The 2,815-nt window shown below is 67.8% G+C and carries 2 protein-coding genes; one reads left to right on the top strand and one right to left on the bottom strand.

The features are described 5' to 3' along the window. The first annotated feature begins 255 nt into the window (after positions 1–255). The gene (locus tag CcI156_RS23490) at positions 256–711 is read left to right on the top strand and encodes a transposase (protein WP_076808313.1); all 456 of its coding nucleotides are present in this window, start codon (positions 256–258) and stop codon (positions 709–711) included. 284 nt (positions 712–995) lie between these two features. Here CcI156_RS23490 and CcI156_RS23485 read toward each other — a convergent pair whose 3' ends face one another. Continuing rightward, on the bottom strand, positions 996–2,669 hold the full coding sequence (locus CcI156_RS23485) for an ISAzo13 family transposase (protein WP_076808311.1): 1,674 nt from the start codon (positions 2,667–2,669) through the stop codon (positions 996–998). Between the last annotated feature and the right edge of the window lie 146 nt (positions 2,670–2,815).

Raw genomic sequence — 2,815 nt, 5'->3', positions numbered from 1 at the left:
CCGCCGTAGCCAGACCCTGACCATTCAAGCTCTGTAGCGGTGCACAATGTGCGTCGAGTCTACCATGACCTCGCCGAGGCGATCCATACCGGGGTCGAAGTGGAACCCAGCTTTAAGAATGGTTGGCAGGTCCACCGGCTTCTGGACACGATCGAACGTGCCGCCCGCAGCGGCAAGCGGCAGCGTCTAGACGACTAGAGGGAAAATGAGGTGACCGGTCAGCGTGGCGTGCCCACGTGCGGCGACCATGCTGGGATGCCAGGGTCGAGTAGCCGGGAGGCGAAACCCCTCCCGGCTACTCGACCCTGCCGCAGCCGCCAACTCGCCGCCGCCTGGCGCGCCAAGGAACTCCTGCGCGACGTGCTTGCGCTCGCCGCGCACCGCTCCGGCCGCCCGATCACCCGCTACGACGTCTCGCACGCCTTGACCAGGTTCTTCACCTATTGCGCCACCACCGGTGAGACCATCCCTGAAATCGTCACTCTCGCCGAGACGATCTCCACGTGGCGTGTTGAGATCGCCAACGCAGTCCTCTACTCCCTGTCCAACGCGGCCACCGAGGGCATCAACCGGCTCGTCAAGCTCGTCTACCGGATCGCGTTCGGCCTGCGCAACGTCACCAACCAGCAGCTCCGCGCCCGCTACTACGCTTCCCACGCAACCCGCCCCACCTGGCTACATACCGTCATCACCCCGCCGCAGATGCCGTGATCAGTCGACCACAGATTCCGGCGAACTGGGAAGAGCCCGATATCTGCACGCCGTCGACGTGGCCACGGGTCTGTCCAGGTAACGGCTCTGGTGCACATTCGGTGGTGACCGTGCGTTAGTGCCGGTGGGTGGGCGTCGGTCGGCCGTCTAATCGGGCAGCTCGGCGTCGGCACGAAGCCCGGCGATCTGCGGCGCGAGACGCCCAAGCCTCGTGATGCGGGGCGAAACGGGCGTCGGGCTGCTATTCACGTTGAGTCATCACCGAATCTAGGGCTTGCAGATTATTAACGCGCAGGTTTGATCTTTGGGGTGAGAGTGATCCCGTGGGCGGCGGCGTGAGCGGTCAGCTCGCTGAGGGTCTTGATCGGTGTCGGGGCTGGCGGGATCGGGGGGCCGTACTCGTCGAGTAACGCCTCTGTCTGGCGTTCCGCGTTGGTGATGGTGCCGGTTGAGACGCCGAAGAGGGTGRCCAGGGCGGGTTTGGGTGTGCCGAAACGGCGGCGGAGCACGGTGGTCAGGATCTGTTCGGCGAGGGTGAGCGCGGGTGGGTGGCCGGCGCCGGGCTTGCGGGTCGGGGGGCCGCCTCGGGCGATGTGCAGGGCCACCTCGCGTTGGACGCGGTGGGGCGCGGCCAGCGTGGAGATCAGCTGCTTCCAGGTGGCGGTATCGAGGCCGGTCAGCGCGGGGTGCGCCCACTCGGGGTGCGCGGGCTCGCGCGCCGGCGGCGGCGGTGGGGGCGGTGGAGCGGGCGGTTCGGGACGCAGCGTGTAGTTCCAGTCGCCGTGCCAGTCGTGGCGGTCGATCGGCAGTGAGGTCATCCGCTCGTCGCTGATTTTGATTCCGTCGGGGTAGGTGCCGGGATCGAGGGTGGCGGTCACGGTCAGCCCGGTGCGGGTGGTGGTCGCGGCGATGGTGTTGACGATGACCTCGTGGCTGGTCAGCGGCCTGCCGCGCCAGTGCAGCGTGATGTGCGAGAACAGCCGGTGTTCGATTTTGTTCCATTTCGACGTTCCGGGCGGGAAGTGGCAGACGGTGATCGCGAGCCCGGTCCGCAGCGCGAACGCGGCGAGTTCGGATTTCCACGCACGGGTGCGGTAGCCGTTGGAGCCGCCGGCGTCCGCGGTGATCAGCAGTCGGCTGGCGTTCGGGTAGGTGGCCTGGCCGGCCGTGGTCCACCAGCGGYGGATCGACTCGACGGCGAACGCGGCGGTGTCGTGGTCGGTGCCGACGTTCACCCAGCCGGCGTTGGCCGCCAGGTCGTAGATCCCGTAGGGGATGGCCTTGCCGAGCGCGGCGTCGGGGAAGTCGTGGGTGGACACCTCGGCAGGCTCGCCTTCGGGGCGCCACTCGCGGCCGCCGTTGCGGAACGTTCCGACGTTCTCCTTCTTCTTGGTGTCCACGCTGATCACCGGGTCGCCGCTGGCATGGTGGGCGCCGGCCTGTTCGGCGATGTACCGGAACTGGCCGTCGCGGTCCGGGTGGCGCTGACCCTCGAGCGTCTTGGCGTTGCTCTGCAGGCTGAACTTCTCGGCACGCAGCAGGTCGGCGACGGTGTCAGGGCCGACCCGGTGGCCCTGACGGGTCAACTCTGCGGCCAGCACCCGGGTCGACTTCGTCGTCCACCGCAGCGGCGACATCGGGTCACCCCGCTCGTCGCGCTCGACCAGGGCCAACAGCGCCAGGCGTAGTCCCGGATCGAGATCGGCGGCGCGCTTACGCCCGCCGCCTGGCCGCCGCACCCGGCCCAGCGGCTCGCCACCCGCGTCCAACTCGTCGACGCCCGCCGACACGGTGGCCTCCCGGACGCCCGCGGCGGCAGCCACCAGCCGGATCCCGCCGTGTCCAAACGCCCGCGCCTCCGCGGCCATCAGCAGCCGCCGCTGCCGCTCATCGAGATGCGGAAAGATCACCTCGAACTTCGCMGCCAGCAGCTCCCGAGTGACCGCAAACCCGCCCATAGCAGAGGATCATGCTGCATCCTCGGAACCTACGGGTTATTTTCCGGCAGACTCTTATTGTGGTGCACCAGGTCCACCTCTTTTCTGATCATGACCTTGACCTGGGCGAATGTGGTTCTCGATCTATCATCTGAGTTCCAGCGCCA

This window comes from Frankia sp. CcI156 (assembly GCF_001983015.1).
Classification (GTDB): Bacteria; Actinomycetota; Actinomycetes; order Frankiales; family Frankiaceae; genus Frankia; species Frankia casuarinae.
The sequence above is the reverse complement of the archived record's forward strand: the minus strand, read 5'-3'. Positions and strand labels throughout refer to the sequence as shown.